At 71.1% G+C, this 1,396-nt stretch carries 1 protein-coding gene and 1 pseudogene; both read right to left on the bottom strand.

From position 1 onward, the window contains the following. The coding region (locus PLL68_RS03185; RefSeq protein ID WP_324531575.1) for an electron transfer flavoprotein subunit alpha/FixB family protein at positions 1 to 911 on the bottom strand (911 nt) is incomplete at its 3' end. A gap of 34 nt (positions 912 to 945) precedes the next feature. Beyond that, positions 946 to 1,396: pseudogene (locus PLL68_RS03180) on the bottom strand (electron transfer flavoprotein subunit beta/FixA family protein); the annotation flags it as partial.

Raw genomic sequence — 1,396 nt, 5'->3', positions numbered from 1 at the left:
GAGAACAGGTCGCCGACGACGCCGAAGTCGACGAGCTCGAAGATCGGCGCCTCCTCGTCCTTGTTGATGGCGATGATCGTCTTCGACGTCTGCATGCCGGCGCGGTGCTGGATCGCACCCGAGATGCCGGCGGCGACGTAGAGCTGCGGCGACACCTGCTTGCCGGTCTGGCCCACCTGGTGGGCGTGCGGGTACCAGCCGGCGTCGACGGCTGCCCGGCTCGCACCGACGGCAGCGCCGAGGCTGTCGGCGAACTCCTCGACGGGCGAGAAGTCACCGCCGGTGCCGCGGCCACCGGAGACCACGATGGCGGCCTCGGTGAGCTCGGGACGGCCGGTGGCCTTCTTGGGCTGGCTGTCGGTGACGCGCGCGGCCTTGGCGGCGTCGCTGACCGTGACGGCGAACGCCTCGACGACACCGGGGGCCGGGGAGGCCTCCAGCGGAACCGAGTTCGGCTTCACGGCGATGATCGGCGTGCCGGTGGTGACCTTGGCGGTGACGGTGTACGAGCCCGCGAGCACGGACTGGGTAGTCTCGATGCCGTCAGCCCCCGCGCGCACGTCGACGGCGTCGGTGATGAGGCCGGACGACGTCTTGATCGCCAGACGGGCGGCGATCTCCTTGCCGGCGGCGTTGCTCGGGATGATGACGGCCGCCGGGGCGACCTTCTCCACCAGCGCCGCGAGGATCTCGGCCTGCGGCGCCACGAGGAAGCCGGCGGCGTCGGCGTCGTCGACGACGTACACCTTGTGCGCGCCGTACTTGGCGAGCGTGACCTGGGCGCGGTCGGCGCCGGGGCCGATGTGGACGGCGGAGGGCTCGCCGAGGCGGCGGGCGATCGTCAGCAGCTCAGCGGTCGCCTTGCGGAGGCGGCCGTCGGCGTGGTCGACGAGAACGAGTACTTCAGCCATGGGGGTGTCCTACCTTGTCTGGTCGTCGGCCGGGTCAGAGGAACTTCTGGCCGGCGAGGAACTCCGCCAGCTGGGTGCCGCCGTCGCCACCATCGGTGACGATCTGGCCCTGGGCGCGCGGCGGACGCTTGGCGAACGACACGACGGTCGTCCACGCGGCATCCAGACCGACGAGCGAGGGGTCGATGCCGAGGTCAGCCAGTCCCCACTGCTCCACGGGCTTCTTCTTGGCCGCCATGATCCCCTTGAACGAGGGGTAGCGCGGCTCGTTGATCTGGTCGGTCACCGAGACCAGGGCCGGCAGGCTCGCGACGATCGTCTCGGATGCCGTGTCGCCGTCGCGCCGGATGGTCACCGTGCCGTCGGCGATGGTGAGCTCGGAGGCGAAGGTCACCTGGGGCAGGCCGAGGCGCTCGGCGAGCATCGCCGGGACGACACCCATGACACCGTCGGTGGAGGCCATGCCGGTGAGCACGAGCTCGGGG

This window comes from Ornithinibacter sp. (genome assembly GCF_035443565.1).
Taxonomy (GTDB): Bacteria; Actinomycetota; Actinomycetes; order Actinomycetales; family Dermatophilaceae; genus Fodinibacter.
Note: the sequence above shows the minus strand (reverse complement) of the source record. Positions and strands in the feature narration are given on the sequence as shown.